We start from the raw sequence: 16,743 nt of genomic DNA, 5'->3' as shown, positions 1-16,743 counted from the left end.
GATTCTGCGTCATGCCTAAAACAGTGATTATTCCACCCGGTACCACGACGCCCATCGCCCCGTTTGTGCCCGGCACCTTAGCCGATGGCGTGGTGTACGTGTCCGGCACGCTGCCGTTCGATGCCGACAACAACGTGGTGCACGTCGGCGATGCAGCGGCGCAAACCCGCCACGTGCTGGAGACCATTAAAAAGGTGATCGAGACCGCCGGCGGCAGCCTGGAAGACGTCACCTTCAACTCGATTTTTATCACCGACTGGAGCAACTACGCGGCGGTAAACCAGGTGTACGCCGACTATTTCCCCGGCGACAAACCGGCGCGCTTCTGCATTCAGTGCGGCCTGGTGAAGCCCGACGCGCTGATTGAAATCGCCAGCGTGGCACACATCGGCCGGCAGGAGGCGTAATGCATCTGGATATTCAGGGATTACGCGCGCCCGACGCGCCGACGCTGGTACTGTCGTCCGGGCTGGGCGGCGTGGCCGGTTTCTGGCAGCCGCAGCTGGCGGCGCTGACGCCGCACTATCGCGTGGTGACCTACGATCAGCGCGGCACCGGTCGCAGCCCCGATACGTTACCGGAAGGCTATAGCATGGCGATGATGGCGGCGGAGCTGGCTGAGGCGCTGGCGGAACGCGGCATCGAACAGTATGACATCGTCGGCCATGCGCTTGGCGGGCTGATTGGCCTGCAGCTGGCACTTGATTATCCGCAGCGCGTCGGACGCGTAGTGGTGATCAACGGCTGGCTGGCGCTGGATGCCCACACCGAACGCTGCTTCCAGGTACGTCAGGATTTGCTGCTTAACGTTGGCGTTGAAGCGTTTGTGCGTGCGCAGCCGCTGTTTCTTTACCCGGCCGAATGGCTGGCACGCCATCAGTCGCGCATCAGCGCGGAGGATGTGCATCACGTGGCGCATTTCCAGGGCATGGAGAACCTGCTGCGCCGTCTGCACGCGCTGAAATCGGCCGATTTCCGTCCGCACACCGCGCGTATCACCCAGCCGGTACTGGCAATTTGCAGTCAGGATGACCTGCTGGTGCCGTGGAGCTGCTCGCCTCAGCTGGCGCAGGCGCTGCCCAACGGCAGCCTGATTGAGATGCCGTGGGGCGGACATGCCATGAGCGTGACCGATGCCGACAACTTCAATGCGCTGCTGCTGCGCTGGCTGGCGGACACCGCCACGCCGGCGCGCCGCGCCAGCTAATGGTGGAGCCGATAATGAGCGTACATGAACTGCCTCTGTTGCCTGAGGTGAGCCAGCAGACTTTCCGCGATGCCATGTCCGGCCTGGGCGCGGCGGTCAATATCATCACCACCGACGGGCCGGCCGGACGCGCCGGTTTTACCGCCACCGCGGTGTGCAGCGTCAGTGATACGCCGCCGACGCTGCTGGTCTGCCTCAATCGTAATGCATCGGTGTGGCCGATCTTCCGCGACAACGGCGTGCTGTGTGTGAACACGCTGGCCGCCGGCCAGGAATCGCTGTCAACGCTGTTTGGCGGTAAAACCCCGATGACGGAACGTTTTGCCGCCGCCCACTGGCACACGCAGCACAGCGGCGCCCCGCTGCTGCAGGGCGCGCTGATGGCGTTCGACTGCACCATCACGCAGGTCGTCAGCGTGGCGACACACGATATTCTGTTTTGCAACGTAATGGCGCTGGAGCGCCATGATGCTCAGCCCGGTCTGATGTGGTTTGACCGCCGCTACCATGCCCTTTCACGGCAGGACGCCCGCTAACGCCGCACCCTGCGGCCCGGTTCGACCACTACCCTGGAGAAGACGATGGCGAGTTCCTGGTTCCCCCGCTGGCAGAAAAAGTCAGCCATGAGCGATGATGGGCTGATTGCCCCGGACGAAACCCTGCCGCTCGGGCAGACGTTCGTGCTGGGCCTGCAGCATGCGGTAGCAATGTTTGGTGCAACGGTACTGATGCCGCTGCTGATGGGGCTGGATCCCAATCTGGCGATCCTGGTTTCCGGTATCGGCACCCTGCTGTTCTTTGTCATTACCGGTGGTCGCGTGCCGAGTTATCTCGGATCGAGCGCCGCGTTTGTCGGCGTGGTGATCGCCATTACCGGCTTCAACGGTCAGGGACTCAATCCCAACCTGGCGCTGGCGCTGGGCGGCGTCATTGCCTGCGGCGCGCTCTACACGCTGATTGGCCTGGTGGTGATGAAAGTCGGAACCGGCTGGATTGAACGGCTGATGCCACCGGTGGTAACCGGCGCGGTGGTGATGGCCATTGGGCTCAATCTGGCGCCGATTGCGGTGCACAGCGTGTCATCCTCGATGTTTGATAGCTGGATGGCGGTGATGACGGTGCTGTGCATCGGGCTGGTGGCGGTGTTTACCCGTGGCATGGTGCAGCGGCTACTGATTCTGGTCGGACTGATCGTTGCCTGGGCGCTGTACGCCCTGCTGACCAACGTGATGGGCTTCGGCAAGCCGGTGGATTTCAGCCGCGTGGCCAGCGCCGCGTGGTTTGGTCTGCCGCACACCACCGCGCCGGTGTTTGATATGCAGGCAATCGTGATGATCGCTCCGGTGGCGATTATTCTGGTGGCGGAGAACCTCGGCCACATTAAAGCGGTAGCCGGTATGACCGGGCGCAACCTCGATCCGTGGATGGGACGCGCATTTGTCGGTGACGGGCTGGCAACCATGCTGTCGGGTTCGATTGGCGGCAGCGGCGTCACCACTTATGCCGAAAACATCGGCGTGATGGCGGTGACCAAAGTCTACTCCACGCTGGCGTTTGTCGCGGCGGCGCTGATCGCGCTGGTACTGGGCTTTTCGCCCAAGTTCGGCGCGCTCATCCACACCATTCCCGGCCCGGTGATTGGCGGCGCTTCAATTGTAGTGTTTGGCTTAATCGCCGTGGCGGGCGCGCGCATCTGGGTGCAGAACCACGTCGATTTTAGCCAGAACAGCAATTTGATTATGGTGGCCACCACGCTGGTGCTCGGCGCCGGAGATTTTGCGCTGAAGATCGGCAGCTTTACCCTCGGCGGCATCGGTACAGCCACCTTTGGTGCCATTATCCTCAACGCCATTCTGCAGCGACGCGGTGCCGCGCTGACCCAGCCGGCGACACGCCCGCAGCCTTAAGGTTCCTGCGGTGCCTGCTCCGGCACCGCTTTTTTGCGCCGCAGGCGCAGCTCACTGACAATCACCCCGCAGACAATCAATGCACCGCCCAGCAGCGCCGCGGCCGGTAACCGTTCGCCAGCGATGCGCCCGACTACACCCGCCCACACCGGCTCACCGGCATAGATCACTGTGGCGCGCGTTGGCGAAACACTGCGCTGCGCCCAGTTCATGGTGACCTGAATCAGCGCGCTGGCTGCCCCAAGTCCCAGTGCACTGAACAGCAGCGGCGCCGACAAGGCGGGTAATGATTCGCCGTTGGGCAGCATCAGCACAAAGGCGCAGGCGGAAGCCACCAGCAGCTGCACCAGCGTCACGCGCCGGACATCAACCTGTCCGGCATAGCGACTGATAAGAATGATTTCTGCAGCAATCGCCAGCGTACTGAGCAGCGTGGCGATCTCACCGGCATTCAGCGTCAGGCTGCCATCCTGCGGACCGGCAACCAGCACCAGACCGGTAAACGCCAGCAAAATACCCAGCCACGCCATCAGGCCCGGCGGTCGGCGCAGAAACAGCCATTGCAATAACGGCACCACTGGCACGTAAAGCGCGGTAAGGAACGCCGACTGGCTGCTGGAAATGGTTTGCATGCCCCAGGTTTGCAATCCGTAACCGCCGGCAATCGCCACGCCAATCAGTGCGCCAGCTTTAATCTCCAGCCAGGTGATATGGCGCAGATAACGGCGAAAGAAAAAGGCCAGCAGCAGCGAGGCGGTCGCAAAACGCAGCCCGACAAAAAAGAACGGACCCGAGTGCGCCATGGCGCGATGCACCACCAGAAAGGTGCCACCCCAGACCATAGTAATAAAAATCAGTACCAGCTCCTGGCGCGTGATGCGCAGGCTGAGACGGGAAGTTGAAGCGGACATAACGCACCAGAATTGAGGATTGGCGCACATTTTTGCTGATCGGATGGGCAAAAAGCAATCTTTGTTACCGCCGGGCGCACCCGGCGGCGAGGCGATGCCATCACGCAGACCCTACTTTTTCGCGCGACTGCGTCCCCCTTTTTCACCTGCTTCGGCGGCGCGCTGCGGATCATTTCTGAAATTCCCGCCGCTGTTTTTACCGCCTTTACGACCCGCTTCCGCGGCCCTTTCGCGATCTTCCGCGAAGTTGCCTGATCCTCCACGATGTTGAGCCATCATTTCCTCCAGGTATTGAGCATCGGTGGTGAAGACGTGTCACGGTATAACCGTGAAAAGTCAGGCGCGTAATTATATCGCACCCGGTTAAAGCATAGCCAATCAGCGCGTCATTGTGCGCTTATTCATACTTTGCAACAGATAAACCGCTCACCATCGTATTTAGAGCGAGACTATCCACTGAAAAACAAAGGATTAGCCGCAGAAAAAGCAGAGCGCTGCGCGTAACTGATTAAGGGCTGACCAGCATAGCGCGCAGCCTCTTCTATACTTCTTTCTGTTCCTTACATCACAGGATGAAAACGCAATGGCAAAAATTCTGGTGCTTTATTACTCAATGTACGGACATATCGAAACCATGGCTAACGCGGTGGCGGAAGGCGCGAAGCGCGTGAGCGGCGCCGAGGTCACCATTCTACGCGTGCCGGAAAGTATGGATGCCGAACGGTTTGCGCAGGTTGGCGGCAAGGTCAATCAGCCGGCGGCGGAAGCTAAACCGGACGATCTGCCGCAGTACGATGCCATCATCGTCGGTACCCCGACGCGCTTCGGCAATATGTCCGGGCAGATGCGCAATTTCTGGGACCGCACCGGTGGCCTGTGGGCTTCCGGCGCGCTGTACGGCAAGATCGCCAGCGTGTTTGCTTCGACCGGCACCGGCGGCGGTCAGGAGCAGACGATTACCTCGGTGTGGACCACGCTGGCGCATCACGGCATGGTGATTGTGCCCATCGGTTACGGTACCAAAGAGTTGTTTGATATTTCGCAGGTGCGTGGTGGCACGCCCTATGGCGCAACCACGCTGGCGGGCGGTGACGGATCGCGTCAGCCCTCTGCGGAAGAGCTGGATATTGCCCGCTATCAGGGCCAATACGTCGCCGATCTGGCGGTAAAACTGAAAGGATAAATTCCCAACAGGAGAGTGTTATGGCAACAGAACAGTTTAAAGCTCACCACGTGGGCGAATGGGCGACCTTACGTCACACCTCGCCGGAAATCGCTGAAGCGATCTTCGAAGTGGCCAATTATGACGAACGACTCGCCGAAGAGATCTGGCGCCAGCAAGGCAGCGATGAGGTGTTATTCCGCGCCTTCGAGAAAACCGATCAGGATGTCCTGACGTGGGACGATAAACCGGTCGAACGTAAAAACATCTGAAGCACTGGCGGGCCTGTCCCGCCTTCTCATTTTTTAGCCGTCAGGGAGCCTCTATGTCAGCCTATCAAAGCATCAATCCGGCCAATAATCAGCTGCTGAAAACCTGGCCATCACACGATGACAGCTATGCACAACAGGCGTTACATACCGCCGATGCGCTCTATCATTCGCCGTGGAGCAAGGGCGATATTCAGCCGCGCCTGCAGGTGCTGCAGCGTCTGGCGGATTTATTTGACCAGCGCAGCGAAGAGCTGGCCACCCTTGCCAGCAAAGAGATGGGTAAGCTGATTGGCCAGAGCCGCGGCGAAGTGAAAATCTGCGCCAGCATCGCGCGCTACTATGCCGAACACGCGGCCAGGCTGCTGCAGGCTCAGCCCTATCCCAGCGATGTCGGTGATGCCTGGCTTGAATATCATCCGATTGGCGTGGTGGTGGCCGTCGAGCCGTGGAATTTCCCTTTTTACCAGCTGATGCGCGTACTGGCACCAAACCTGGCACTGGGTAACCCGGTGCTGGCGAAACACGCCAACATTGTGCCGCACTGCGCTGATGCGTTTGAAAAGCTGGTGCTGGAAGCCGGTGCGCCGCAGGGCGCGTGGACCAATCTGTTTATCTCCAACCAGCAGGTGGCCGATCTGATCGCCGATCCGCGCGTGCAGGGCGTGGCGCTCACCGGTTCAGAACGCGCCGGCAGCGCGGTGGCCGAGCAGGCCGGTAAACACCTGAAAAAATCCACGCTGGAGCTCGGTGGTAACGATGTGTTTGTGGTGCTGGACGATGCCGATATTGATGAAGCGGTGCGTCAGGGCGCGCAGGCGCGGCTGAGCAACTGCGGTCAGGTGTGTACCGCGGCGAAGCGCTTTATTCTGCATGAAAAGATCGCCGATCGCTTTATGGCTAAGTTTAGCGCGGCGCTGCAATCCGCGACGCCTGGCGATCCATTAGATGAAAAAACCACGCTGGGGCCGCTGTCGTCGCAGGATGCTCGTGACCGTCTGGTGAAGCAGGTCGATGAAGCGGTAGCGCATGGTGCGCGCGTGGAGTGTGGCGGACGCGTCATCGACGGCGTCGGCTGCTACTACCAGCCGACCATTCTGACCGGCCTGACGCCAGACAATCCGGCTTACTATCAGGAGTTTTTTGGTCCGGTGGCGCAGGTGTATGTGGTGGCGGACGACCGTGCTGCGGTGGCGCTGGCCAATGACTCGCACTACGGGTTGGGCGGTTCAGTATGGACGCGGGACATAGCGCGCGGACGCAACATGGCTTCGCAGATTGAGACCGGCATGGTGTTCATCAACTCGCAGAGTGATACCGCTGCCGAGTTGCCGTTCGGCGGCGTGAAGCGTTCCGGCTATGGCCGTGAGCTGTCCGATCTGGGGCTGAAGGAGTTTGCTAACCAGAAACTGGTCGTGGTGGCGGGTTAAGTAACATGAAAACCACCGTGGCACTGAGCCGGACGGTGGTTTTTTCGCTTCACTGCGGTGCGCGTCAATGCGCAGCCGGTAACAACACAGCAGGGTCGCCGTGCATGGCGACCCTGCTGGCGTTTTAGTTGCTGGCCGCTGCCGGCTGTTGCGCTGGTTTCGCGTCAGCCTCTGGCTTCGCCGGCGTTGCATCAGCCTGCGCTTTCTGCGCCACTGCCGCATCGGCTTTCGCCTTGTCGTCTGCCGCTTTCTGGGCGCTGGCCTTCTCAGCTTTGGCTTTGTCGTCCGCCACTTTTTGCGCCGCGGCCTTGTCCGCCTTCACTTTTTCCTCTGCGGCTTTCTGCGCTGCGGCTTTATCCGCTGCTGCTTTCTCTGCTGCAGCCTTGTCGGCAGCGGCTTTATCTGCAGCGGCCTGATCGGCTTTGGCCGGTGCGTCATCGCTGGCCGCTGGCGCTGAGGCCGGCTGTGCGGCCGGTGCCGGTGCGGCAGGCTGCAGCGGCGTACCCTGCAGGGCGTTGTTCAGCGCGCTGGTGAATTGATCCCAGCTGCAGTAACCGTTAGCGTCGGTATCACAACCCGCCAGCTGCAGCGTGACGCGCTTCGGTGGGTTCTTCAGGCTTAGCACATCGGCATTACGCAGCTGATCCGCAGTCTGATAGACATACTCCACTTTCAGCAGGTCTTTGTTGTTCTTCGCATCGTGCCAGCGTTCAAACACCACCTGACCGCCAATCGGGGTTTTCTCGTCGTTACCCGGCAGCTCGTACGGTTTGACCTGCAGCGCGCTCAGCAGTGACGCGATATTGGAATCGTGTCCGACCATCAGCGTCACTTTCGGTGCACTGGCCTTGTCCTGATCGACCAGCTGGCTGCGGATATAATCCACCAGCGGTGCAGCGACATCGCGCGCCACTTCCGGCGAGGTAAACAGCGCATCCTGATAGCCATTTTTGATCGCTGCCAGCTCTTTCCACTGCTCTGGCGTTTTGATTTGTCCCCAGGCAACCTGATCCGCCGGGAAACCTTCGTAATACTGCAGCGTGAAGGCATCGATCAGGGAGTTACCCACTTTTAGCGGACCACTCACGCCGGGCTCTTTGCCGTTTTCCGCGCTAAAGGTGTTGTCGCCGCTGCTCAGATCGCACTGCTTCTTGCCGTTACAGGCTGGAGCCGATTTGTAATCCACGATTTTTTCCAGCCGCTGGAACGCCGGCTTCAGCGCCAGCTTCTCATTGGCTGCGGTCATCGCCGCCAGCGCTTTCTTGTTAAACGCTTCGCTGCCATCGGTGATGACCGGATTGAAGATCGGGTCCATGGTGCCCATCGCATCCTGATGGGTAACCGCGATATCACAGCCAGGGAAAGCGCCCGTGACAAAATACTGTGCGGTCGCGACGGTGCGCTGCAGGCTGTTGGCATAGACAAAAATGTTGCTGCTGTCCGGACAGGTACCGTTCTGTACCAGCCCCTGCTGGGCCAGCCACTGACGGGTATAGTTACCCATATAGACTTCGAGCACGCCGCCTTTGGTGGTCAGCTCGCCACCGGGCACATCCCACTGCGGCCAGCTTTTTTTCGTCGCCTGCTCCAACACGCTGCCATTATTCGCCAGCGGAGCACGCAGATTGTGACGACTCAGCATCAGGACCTGCTGCAGCTGCATGTCGCCATCCGCAGCGTAAGCGCTCATACCCATCGGCAGCGCCGCAATCACTGACAGCGCGCAAAGACTCAGTTTCTTGATCATTGTGCCTATTCCATAATTCATCAGGGAAACACTCTGGCATTCAAGCGATTAGCTCGCCAAAGAGCGAATTACCGCACAGTGTAACTCAGCTCGCCTGAGAAAATCGCCAGATGTTTGCAAAAACCGTGAATCGACTATAGCAGTAAACGCGTTAGCCGTCGGGTTACGGCAGCGGATTGAAAAGCATCAGGATGTTTTTCGGAAGAATGGAATGCAGAAAAGAAAAAAGCCCGCATCGCTGCGGGCTTCTCGTATATGGCGGAGGAACAGAGATTCGAACTCTGGGATGGTTTCCCATCGGCGGTTTTCAAGACCGCTGCCTTAAGCCACTCGGCCATCCCTCCTGAAATCTTTTTGTCACCTGACACTGCGAGAGTGTGAAGTGGCGGAGGAGGAGAGATTCGAACTCTCGGATGGTTTCCCATCGGCGGTTTTCAAGACCGCTGCCTTAAGCCGCTCGGCCACCCCTCCGCAATGAGGCGCACTATAAACATCCCCCCGAACGATGTAAAGCATCCAATGATTCGTTCGCCTGAAAAACAGCCAAAAATGATTTTTTTGCCGTCTTAATCGACATTCTGCTCAGTGAAACAGCAATTTATCGCGTAAAGATGGGTAAAACGGCTTTTCTGTGCCATGGCCGTTGCGTATTCTCAGGCCATATTTGGTGTTCTCTCTCTAACAGGAGCGCATGATGGACAGAATAATTAGCTCGTCACAGCAACAGTCGCTACTCAGCACGCATAAAGTGCTGCGTAATACCTACTTTTTACTTGGCCTGACGCTGGCGTTTTCCGCCGTCACCGCCACGCTCAGCACCGTTTACGCCCTGCCCTCGCCGGGACTGATTCTGATGCTGGTAGGCTTTTACGGATTGATGTTCCTGACCTATCGCCTGGCGAACAGCCCGGCCGGCATTCTGGCCGCGTTTGCCTTCACCGGCTTCCTCGGTTACTGCCTCGGCCCGATTCTCAGCTCGTTCCTCACCGCTGGCATGGGTGATGTTATTGCCATGGCGCTGGGCGGCACCGCGCTGGTGTTCTTCTGCTGTTCCGCCTATGTCCTGACCACGCGCCGCGATATGTCCTTCCTGGGCGGAATGATGATGGCCGGCTTTGTGGTGCTGCTGGTGGCTGTGGTTGCTAACATCTTCCTGCAGCTGCCTGCGCTGCACCTGGCGATCAGCGCACTGTTTATCCTGTTCTCCGCCGGTGCCATTCTGTGGGAAACCAGCAACATCATTCAGGGCGGTGAAACCAACTACATTCGCGCCACCGTGAGCCTGTATGTGTCGCTGTACAACATCTTTGTCAGCCTGCTGAGCCTGCTGGGCTTCGCCAACCGCGACTAAGACGTAAAGCACGCACCGTTAAACCCCGCTCCGGCGGGGTTTTTGCTTTTTATCCGCCGGCCACTTTACAATGGGCGCGATGATGAAATGAGGAAACAACGTGATTTTTGCCGGTAAAGAGATTGCTACTGACGCGGAAGGCTATCTGAAAAACAGCGCCGACTGGAGTGAAGCGCTGGCGCAGGCCATCGCCCAGCAGGAAGCGATTGAGATGAGCGAAGCGCACTGGGAAGTGGTGCACTTTGTGCGTGATTTCTATCAGCAGTTTAATACGTCGCCAGCGGTGCGCATGCTGGTGAAAGCCATGGCGCAAAAGTATGGCGAAGAGAAAGGCAACAGCCGCTATCTGTTTCGCCTGTTTCCGGAAGGGCCGGCTAAGCAGGCGACAAAAATTGCTGGCCTGCCGAAACCGGCGAAATGTCTGTAGTCAACCGGTGGTAAACCGCGTCGGCCGCTCCGCCAGCTGATGCGGCTCCACCAGAACGTTATCAACTCGCGCACTGCGCGGTCCGCCCGCCTTTAACCAGGCAATCAGCGCATCTACCTGCTGCGCGTCTCCCGCCGCCAGCACTTCCACGCTGCCGTCCGCCAGATTGTGCGCATAGCCCGTGACGCCCAGCTCATTCGCCCGTGCCTGGGTGTGATAACGAAAGCCCACGCCCTGCACGACACCGTGCACCCAGATTTTGTACCCTGCCGTCGCCATGGCGATCTCCCTTTGTGCGTTGCATTTTGCCGCCATCCACCGGAAAATGGCGCCTCATTTTTTCAGGTAAGCATAGCAAACATGACCGTTCGATTGATTCTCGCTAAGGGACGTGAAAAATCCCTGCTCCGCCGCCATCCGTGGGTGTTCTCCGGTGCCGTTGCCCGTATGGAAGGTAAAGCCCAGTCGGGTGAAACCATTGATATCTGTGACAGCAACGGCAAATGGCTGGCCCGCGCCGCCTACTCTCCTCAGTCACAAATTCGCGCGCGCGTCTGGAGCTGGCAGCAGGATGAGTCAATCGACATCGCCTTCTTTGTCCGCACGCTGCAAAAAGCGCAGCAGTGGCGCGACTGGCTGGCACAGCGCGACGGACTGGACAGTTATCGCCTGATCGCCGGCGAGTCCGATGGACTGCCGGGCGTCACGATCGATCGCTTCGGTCATTTCCTCGTGCTGCAACTGCTGTCGGCCGGTGCTGAATATCAGCGTCCGGCTATCGTCTCGGCGCTGCAGCAGTGCTATCCCGACTGCGCCATCTATGACCGCTCTGACGTGGCGGTGCGGAAGAAAGAGGGACTGGAGCTGGCGCAGGGCCCGGTAAGCGGTGAGCTGCCGCCTGCGCTGCTGCCCATAACCGAGCACGGCATGCAGTTGCTGGTGGATATTCAGGGTGGCCACAAGACCGGTTATTACCTCGATCAGCGCGACAGCCGCTTTGCCACCCGCCGTTACGCAGAAAATGCCCGCGTGCTTAACTGCTTCTCTTACACCGGCGGCTTTGCGGTGTCTGCCCTGCTCGGCGGCTGCCGGGAAGTGATCAGCGTGGATACCTCGCAGGATGCACTTGACGTGGCGAAGCAGAACGTGGCGCTTAACGGGCTGGATCTCTCCCGCGCGCAGTTCCTGCGCGACGATGTGTTCAAACTGCTGCGCCGTTACCGCGACAGCGGCGAGAAGTTCGACATGATCGTGATGGATCCGCCTAAGTTCGTTGAAAACAAAAATCAGCTGATGGGTGCCTGCCGCGGCTATAAAGACATCAACATGCTGGCGATGCAGCTGCTGAATCCGGGGGGCATTCTGCTGACGTTCTCCTGTTCAGGGCTAATGGCCACCGAGCTGTTCCAGAAAATTATCGCTGATGCCGCTGTCGATGCCGGTCGTGATGTACAATTTATAGAGCAGTTCCGTCAGGCAGCCGACCATCCGGTGATCGCCAGCTATCCTGAAGGGCTTTATCTGAAAGGCTTTGCCTGTCGCGTGCTGTGACTTGAAAACGCTGTCCCTGCCCCCATATTGGTGACAGGGCAAAGTTTTGGGAGGTCACAATGATTGCCAGTAAATTTGGAATTGGACAGCAGGTCCGGCACCGTCTCTCCGGGGTGCTCGGCGTGATTGTGGACGTCGACCCGGAGTATTCGCTGGACGATCCGCAGCTGGATGAGGTGGGCGCGACGGAATCGCTGCGTGCCGCTCCCTGGTATCACGTGGTGATGGAGGATGAGGAAGGTGAACAGGTGCACACCTATATCGCGGAGATTCAGCTGGCCGGAGAGACCTCGTTTGAGCATCCGGAACAGCCATCCATGGATGAACTGGCGGCCTCAATCCGTCAGCAGCTGCAGGCACCCAGCCTGAGGCATTAATCGTGCGGCGACCCGGAGTCGCCGTTTTTATTTACCGCGTCACGCCCAACCGCGGAATTTCCATCTTCGGACAGCGATCCATAATCACCGTCAGCCCGGCATCACGCGCCAGCACCGCCGCCTGTTCGTTAATCACGCCCAGCTGCAGCCATAATGTTTTCGCTCCGATAGCGATCGCTTCCTGCGCCACGCCCCATGCCGCTTCGGAATTGCGGAACACATCCACCATGTCAATCTTGCCTGGGATCTCCGCCAGCGTGCCGTACACGGTTTGCCCCAGCAGCTGCTGTCCCGCCAGCTTCGGACTCACCGGAATCACCTCATAACCCTGATCGAGCAAATATTTCATCACGCCATAGCTGGCACGCTCAGGCCGATCGCTGGCACCGACCAGCGCGATGCGTTGGGTTTGCGTCAGGACATCGCGAATCGTTTGATCGTTCATGTTTATCTCCTTTTTCACTCGCCTGAGTGTAGATGCCATTGCGCGCTAAAGTGCAAGCGCAGCGCACGAAAAGTTTGCGCGGCGACACGAATAAATATGTTAAAATGTAAATTAACTGCCATAATGTAATAATTTGCTACATATCGCCCTTTATCCCCTGTTTCGGGAGTTGAAATGAAGCTGTCTCCGGCTGTTACGGGTTTACTGCTGTTGCTCGTATCGGCAACCTGCCATGCCATCACCCTGAAGCTCGATCCCCAGATCGACCTGCTGGTGCTGGATGGGCGCAAAATCTCAGGTTCGCTGCTGAAAGGCGCGGACAGCCTTGAGCTGGAGCGCGGTCAGCATCAGTTTCTGTTTCGCGTGGATAAACCTTGCGCCGATGCCAGCCACTTTACATCAGGGCTGATGATTGTCACTTTTACCGCCAACGGTCATTCGGTGGCGATCCGCCTGCCGGCGCTGGAAAATCGCCGCGAACGCACGTTGTTCGACAAATCGCTTAATTTTCAGTTGATTGATGAGCACGGTAACGAAATCGCCAGCCTTCGCGATCGCCTGCCAGGTGAGAGCAGCAGTAATGTTGAACAGGCGATGCTCAACTACAACCGCACGGCGCAGGCGGCCAGCGTGCCGCGCTTTGCGCTGCAGGCAGCCAGCGCGCCGGATGCGAATCTCAGTCTGGACTTAGTGTGGCAGGACGCCAGTCATTTGCCCGCGCTGCAACGCTGGCTGCAGCGCGTTGATGCCGCCACGCGCCAGCGTTTTATCAGCTGGATGAAAACCTTACGCGCAAGTTGATAGCAGGGAAACGCCAGGGGTAAACTCGTGCATTCACTTCGTTTGCACGCGCAGAAACAGGAAGCCCCATGGAGCAGACCGTTCGTACCCTGAAAGTTCAGAAACACATCGCCCTCGTTGCCCACGACCACTGCAAAGCCTCGCTGCTGGACTGGGCAAAAATCAATCAGAACGCGCTGCAACCCCATGTGCTGTACGCCACCGGCACCACCGGCAACCTGATCAATCGTCACACCGGACTGGACGTGAATGCCATGCTGAGCGGCCCGATGGGCGGCGATCAGCAGGTCGGCGCGCTGATTGCTGAAGGCAAAATTGATGTGCTGTTCTTCTTCTGGGATCCGCTGAACGCGGTGCCGCACGATCCGGACGTCAAAGCGCTGCTGCGTCTCGCCACCGTGTGGAATATCCCGGTGGCGACCAACCGCGCCACCGCAGATTTCATCATCCATTCGCCGATGTTTGCCAGCGAAGTGGCTATTCAGATCCCTGACTATCAGCGCTACCTGACGGAACGTCTGAAAGCCTGAGGATTCAGGCCTTCCGGCTCTGCGGTACGCCCAGTTCGCGCAGGTGATCGACAAACACGGAAGGCCGCTCTTTATCAAACATCAGCCACACCTGCTGGCGCGCACGCGTAATGGCCACGTAGGCGAGGCGGCGCTCTTCCGCATCCGGGAAATCCTCCGGCTGCGGCAGCAGACCCTCTTCCATGATCGACTCGCGCGCCTGCGCCGGAAAACCGTCGCGCCCTTCATGCAGCCCCAGCACGATGACAAAATCCGCCTGCTGACCTTTACTGGCGTGAATGGTCATAAAATCGAGCCGCAGTTTTGGCCAGCGTGTTTTGGCTTTATCCAGCATGGCCGGACGCAGATGATGGTAACGCGCCAGCAGCAGCACGCGCTCGTCCGGCTTCGCGTAGCCGCTAAGCTTATCCAGCAGCGCTTCCAGCTGCTCCTGCGGCAGCAGCGTGACCGATTTCTTGTTGCCTTTACTCAGGCTGTTGAGCGGCTTGCGCAGCTGATGCGGATTCTGCTGCACAAAGCGGTTGGCAATGTCCCCGATGCGATCGTTGAAGCGGTAGGTGGTATCCAGCACGCAGCGGTCACCTTCGCCAAAATAGTGATGAAACGCGGTGGTCAGGCTCATCTCCGCACCGCTGAAGCGATAGATCGCCTGCCAGTCATCGCCGACCGCAAACAAACTGGTGCGCTTGTTTTGCTGACGCAGCGCGCTGAGCAGTGCCGCGCGCTGCGGTGAAATATCCTGGAATTCATCCACCAGAATGTGCTTCCACGGACTGATAAAGCGCCCCTTCTCCAGCACGGCAATCGCCTGATGAATCAGCCCGGAGAAATCCACGGCCCCCTCGGCTTTGAGTGCGCTTTTCCATGCTTTCAGCAGCGGCGCCATCAGCCGGACGCGTTTGGTAAAATTGTCGCGCAGCGGCTCCGGCACATCGGCAATCATCGCCGCCTGCGCACCACCGTGCATGCGCATCAGCCCGAGCCAGCGCTCCAGCCGCACGGCGAGCCGCTGCGCCAGTTTATCATCCTGCCAGAACGGACCTTCCGGCACATCCCATGCCAGCTCTTCCTGCAGCCACTGACGCCAGCCGCTGGCCTGCGCCTTTTTGCTGCTGCACTGCTCACGCCAGTTTTCGATCAGTAACTGCCGCCGCGCGCTGCTGTCACTTTCCAGCCGGGTGATCACCGGCTGCTTGTTGCTGCCTTCGCGAATAATGTGCAGCGCCAGCGCGTGGAACGTACGCGCCTGAATGGCGCTCTCGCCCAGCCGCGACTGGATGCGATCGTTCATCTCTTCTGCCGCCTGGCGTCCAAAAGCCAGCAGCAGGATTTGCTCCGGCTGCGCCAGTTTGCGCTGCAGCAGCCAGCCGGCGCGCGCCACCAGCACCGAGGTTTTACCGCTGCCCGCGCCCGCCAGCACCAGCAGCGCATCTTCACCGTTGACCACCGCTTCACACTGCGATGGGTTGAGCGGCGTGGTTTCGACGGTGGAGAAAAACGCGTGGTGATCGCTGATGACGCGCGCGCTCCATTCGCGGTTGCGCTGCCGAATCGCGCTCTCGCCCTGCTCCAGCCACTGCTGGCAAAAGCGCCACAGGGTGCGACAGTTATCAAATTCGTCCAGCCGGGCCAGCGGCAGCGGTAAGGCGGAAAACTGGCGCGTGATGGTCTCTTTTAGCGCCGCCAGCTCGCTGCGCTTCAGCCAGCGATCCTGCCCGATGAAGGCGTTAATCTCCTGTTGCAGCGCCGCCAGCACCTGCGCGCTGATGTCGCTCATCTCGAGGCTCCACGCCTGCCACGCCTGCTGCAGGTAGTGATAAAAACGCTGGGTTTCCTGCCATTCCGTGCCGTGCAGCCGCACCACTTTCTCTTCCGGCAATAAAAACTCCAGCTCGCCCCACACCATGCCGCGTTTGCAGGCAATGCTGATGAGCTGATTAAACGGAATCAGATACTCATGGCGATCGCCGCTGACTTCCACACCGGCGGCCAGCAGTCGCACCCGGTTATAAGGATGCTGTGCCAGTCGTTTGCCCATCGATGTTGCTTTCAGTTCCATCTTCGCACCGTCATGTGGAATTCGATTATCGCGCAGTTTACCTGTCAGACCCTTAGCGCTCCAGCCTTAAAACACGCTAAACTGGGCGACACATATTGCGGATTGCAAAAGGAAAAACGCGTTATGCGCACCGTGCTTAATATTCTTAATTTTATCCTTGGCGGCTTTATCACCACTCTCGGATGGCTGTTTGCCACGCTGATCAGCATCGTGCTGATTTTTACCCTGCCGCTGACGCGCTCCTGCTGGGAAATAACCAAACTGTCCCTGCTGCCATTTGGCAACGAAGCGGTGCACGTTGACGTACTGCGTCCGGAGAGCAAAAGCCACGTGCTGAACGCCGGCGGCACCTTTCTCAACCTGTTCTGGCTGATTTTCTTTGGCTGGTGGCTGTGTCTGATGCATATCTCGACCGGCATTGTGCAATGCCTGAGCATCATCGGCATCCCAACCGGTATTGCCCACTTTAAAATCGCTGCCATCGCGCTGTGGCCGGTGGGTCGTCGTGTGGTGTCGGTGGAAGAAGCGCAGGCGGCGCGTGAAGCCAACGCCCGGCGCCGCTACTGAGG

General features: G+C 59.1%; 20 protein-coding genes and 2 tRNA genes. 14 read left to right on the top strand and 8 right to left on the bottom strand.

Annotation, left to right across the window (positions count from 1 at the left end):
* Nucleotides 1-11 precede the first annotated feature (11 nt).
* The 4 genes from rutC to rutG are packed head-to-tail and all read left to right on the top strand — an operon-like array spanning nucleotide 12 to nucleotide 3,114.
* Nucleotides 12-407 (top strand): pyrimidine utilization protein C, encoded by a 396-nt coding sequence (gene rutC, locus MXF20_RS01895; RefSeq protein WP_325967338.1) that lies wholly within the window; start codon nucleotides 12-14, stop codon nucleotides 405-407.
* Nucleotides 407-1,207: a pyrimidine utilization protein D gene (rutD, locus tag MXF20_RS01890; RefSeq protein ID WP_325967336.1), complete on the top strand. Its 801-nt coding sequence runs from the start codon at nucleotides 407-409 to the stop codon at nucleotides 1,205-1,207. The genes rutC and rutD overlap by 1 nt, the downstream gene beginning before the upstream one ends.
* 14 nt (nucleotides 1,208-1,221) lie before the next feature.
* The gene (rutF, locus tag MXF20_RS01885) at nucleotides 1,222-1,743 is read left to right on the top strand and encodes an NADH-dependent FMN reductase RutF (RefSeq protein ID WP_418936824.1); all 522 of its coding nucleotides are present in this window, start codon (nucleotides 1,222-1,224) and stop codon (nucleotides 1,741-1,743) included.
* A gap of 45 nt (nucleotides 1,744-1,788) precedes the next feature.
* Nucleotides 1,789-3,114, top strand: coding sequence for a pyrimidine utilization transport protein G (rutG, locus tag MXF20_RS01880; RefSeq protein WP_325967334.1), 1,326 nt, complete (start codon nucleotides 1,789-1,791; stop codon nucleotides 3,112-3,114).
* Here rutG and MXF20_RS01875 read toward each other — a convergent pair.
* Nucleotides 3,111-4,025, bottom strand: coding sequence for a DMT family transporter (locus tag MXF20_RS01875; protein WP_325967332.1), 915 nt, complete (start codon nucleotides 4,023-4,025; stop codon nucleotides 3,111-3,113). The two genes, rutG and MXF20_RS01875, sit on opposite strands and share 4 nt — an antisense overlap.
* A gap of 111 nt (nucleotides 4,026-4,136) precedes the next feature.
* Nucleotides 4,137-4,301, bottom strand: coding sequence for a general stress protein (locus MXF20_RS01870; protein WP_010616548.1), 165 nt, complete (start codon nucleotides 4,299-4,301; stop codon nucleotides 4,137-4,139).
* 307 nt (nucleotides 4,302-4,608) lie between these two features.
* Here MXF20_RS01870 and wrbA point away from each other — a divergent pair, with 307 nt between their 5' ends.
* From wrbA to MXF20_RS01855, 3 genes are read left to right on the top strand one after another with little or no spacing between them, the layout of a single operon-like run.
* Nucleotides 4,609-5,208, top strand: coding sequence for an NAD(P)H:quinone oxidoreductase (gene wrbA, locus MXF20_RS01865; protein WP_325967330.1), 600 nt, complete (start codon nucleotides 4,609-4,611; stop codon nucleotides 5,206-5,208).
* Nucleotides 5,209-5,228: 20 nt separating this feature from the next.
* Complete coding sequence (locus MXF20_RS01860; RefSeq protein ID WP_021508292.1) at nucleotides 5,229-5,459, top strand: YccJ family protein; 231 nt, start codon at nucleotides 5,229-5,231, stop codon at nucleotides 5,457-5,459.
* A 53-nt stretch (nucleotides 5,460-5,512) separates the two neighbouring features.
* Entirely contained in the window at nucleotides 5,513-6,886 is a 1,374-nt protein-coding gene (locus tag MXF20_RS01855; RefSeq protein WP_325967328.1) for an NAD-dependent succinate-semialdehyde dehydrogenase, read from the top strand.
* Nucleotides 6,887-7,010: 124 nt separating this feature from the next.
* Here MXF20_RS01855 and agp read toward each other — a convergent pair whose 3' ends face one another.
* The 3 genes from agp to MXF20_RS01840 form a co-directional block, all read right to left on the bottom strand.
* A complete protein-coding gene (gene agp, locus MXF20_RS01850) occupies nucleotides 7,011-8,633 on the bottom strand; it encodes a bifunctional glucose-1-phosphatase/inositol phosphatase (RefSeq protein ID WP_325967327.1) in 1,623 nt (540 codons plus the stop codon).
* Between the two features lie 256 nt (nucleotides 8,634-8,889).
* Nucleotides 8,890-8,977, bottom strand: a tRNA-Ser gene (locus MXF20_RS01845).
* Between the two features lie 39 nt (nucleotides 8,978-9,016).
* Nucleotides 9,017-9,104, bottom strand: a tRNA-Ser gene (locus MXF20_RS01840).
* A 223-nt stretch (nucleotides 9,105-9,327) separates the two neighbouring features.
* On the opposite strand from MXF20_RS01840, the gene yccA reads away from it, so the two are divergent.
* Nucleotides 9,328-9,984: an FtsH protease modulator YccA gene (gene yccA / locus MXF20_RS01835; RefSeq protein WP_021508295.1), complete on the top strand. Its 657-nt coding sequence runs from the start codon at nucleotides 9,328-9,330 to the stop codon at nucleotides 9,982-9,984.
* A gap of 100 nt (nucleotides 9,985-10,084) precedes the next feature.
* Nucleotides 10,085-10,411 carry a sulfurtransferase TusE gene (gene tusE, locus MXF20_RS01830; RefSeq protein WP_010616552.1) on the top strand — a complete coding sequence of 109 codons (327 nt, stop codon included), beginning with the start codon at nucleotides 10,085-10,087 and terminating at the stop codon, nucleotides 10,409-10,411.
* Here the strand turns inward: tusE and yccX are convergent, their stop codons facing one another.
* Nucleotides 10,412-10,690, bottom strand: a complete 279-nt coding sequence (yccX, locus tag MXF20_RS01825; RefSeq protein WP_325967326.1) for an acylphosphatase — start codon at nucleotides 10,688-10,690, stop codon at nucleotides 10,412-10,414.
* Between the two features lie 81 nt (nucleotides 10,691-10,771).
* On the opposite strand from yccX, the gene rlmI reads away from it, so the two are divergent.
* Complete coding sequence (gene rlmI, locus MXF20_RS01820) at nucleotides 10,772-11,962, top strand: 23S rRNA (cytosine(1962)-C(5))-methyltransferase RlmI (protein ID WP_325967323.1); 1,191 nt, start codon at nucleotides 10,772-10,774, stop codon at nucleotides 11,960-11,962.
* A gap of 59 nt (nucleotides 11,963-12,021) precedes the next feature.
* Nucleotides 12,022-12,339: a heat shock protein HspQ gene (gene hspQ, locus MXF20_RS01815; RefSeq protein ID WP_021508298.1), complete on the top strand. Its 318-nt coding sequence runs from the start codon at nucleotides 12,022-12,024 to the stop codon at nucleotides 12,337-12,339.
* A gap of 31 nt (nucleotides 12,340-12,370) precedes the next feature.
* On the opposite strand, the gene MXF20_RS01810 is transcribed toward hspQ, so the two are convergent.
* Nucleotides 12,371-12,784, bottom strand: coding sequence for a CoA-binding protein (locus MXF20_RS01810; RefSeq protein ID WP_152391150.1), 414 nt, complete (start codon nucleotides 12,782-12,784; stop codon nucleotides 12,371-12,373).
* Nucleotides 12,785-12,958: 174 nt separating this feature from the next.
* Between MXF20_RS01810 and MXF20_RS01805 the strand changes: the two genes are divergently transcribed.
* Together MXF20_RS01805 and MXF20_RS01800 are read left to right on the top strand one after the other, a co-directional pair.
* Nucleotides 12,959-13,585, top strand: a complete 627-nt coding sequence (locus MXF20_RS01805; RefSeq protein ID WP_325967320.1) for a DUF2057 family protein — start codon at nucleotides 12,959-12,961, stop codon at nucleotides 13,583-13,585.
* A 68-nt stretch (nucleotides 13,586-13,653) separates the two neighbouring features.
* Complete coding sequence (locus tag MXF20_RS01800) at nucleotides 13,654-14,115, top strand: methylglyoxal synthase (RefSeq protein ID WP_325967318.1); 462 nt, start codon at nucleotides 13,654-13,656, stop codon at nucleotides 14,113-14,115.
* A gap of 4 nt (nucleotides 14,116-14,119) precedes the next feature.
* Here the strand turns inward: MXF20_RS01800 and helD are convergent, their stop codons facing one another.
* Complete coding sequence (gene helD, locus MXF20_RS01795) at nucleotides 14,120-16,174, bottom strand: DNA helicase IV (protein WP_325967317.1); 2,055 nt, start codon at nucleotides 16,172-16,174, stop codon at nucleotides 14,120-14,122.
* A 123-nt stretch (nucleotides 16,175-16,297) separates the two neighbouring features.
* Between helD and MXF20_RS01790 the strand changes: the two genes are divergently transcribed.
* Nucleotides 16,298-16,741, top strand: coding sequence for a YccF domain-containing protein (locus tag MXF20_RS01790; RefSeq protein ID WP_325967316.1), 444 nt, complete (start codon nucleotides 16,298-16,300; stop codon nucleotides 16,739-16,741).
* Nucleotides 16,742-16,743 lie beyond the last annotated feature (2 nt).

It is taken from the genome of Pantoea dispersa (genome assembly GCF_035783935.1).
Lineage (GTDB): Bacteria > Pseudomonadota > Gammaproteobacteria > Enterobacterales > Enterobacteriaceae > Pantoea > Pantoea dispersa_C.
This window is presented reverse-complemented; position numbering and strand designations above follow the sequence as displayed.